The following is a 510-nucleotide window of genomic DNA, read 5'->3' as shown; positions in this document are numbered from 1 at the left end:
CGAGCATCAGGTCCATCATCTCAACGCGCAACGACACGTCCAGCGCGCTGATCGCTTCATCAGCCAGAATCACGTCCGGGTTCATCAACAGCGCCCGGCACAACACGACACGCTGTTTCTCCCCACCGGAAAGCTGATGCGGGTAGCGTTCGGCGAAATCAGCCGCCGGGTTCATCCCGACTCGTTCGAGGAGCGAGTAAATCCGTTCCCGGCGTTCGCCCGTGCTCAAGCCCGGACTCACTTGCCGCAACGGTTCGGACAGAATCGCCACGATGCGGCGATTCGGATTCAGCGAACTTCCCGGGTCCTGATGGATGATCTGCAGCGATTTGCGCACGTCCATCCACTCCAAGTCGCTATCGCTGTTGCCGTCCCGAATGTCCCAGATATCGTGGCCGCGGTACTTCACGTTCCCCGCCGTCGGTCGCTGGAGACCGATTGCGGTCTTCCCCAGGGTCGTCTTTCCACACCCGGATTCGCCGACGAGCGAGATTACGTCGTTTTCCATGA

General features: G+C 60.4%; 1 protein-coding gene. It reads right to left on the bottom strand.

What is annotated here, in order from left to right; genetic code table 11:
* A partial coding sequence (locus NKF26_RS23940) for an ATP-binding cassette domain-containing protein (protein WP_253235032.1) occupies nucleotides 1-510 on the bottom strand: 510 nt, incomplete at both ends.

It is taken from the genome of Haladaptatus sp. AB618 (genome assembly GCF_024136965.1).
Classification (GTDB): domain Archaea; phylum Halobacteriota; class Halobacteria; order Halobacteriales; family Haladaptataceae; genus Haladaptatus.
Note: the sequence above shows the minus strand (reverse complement) of the source record. Positions and strands in the feature narration are given on the sequence as shown.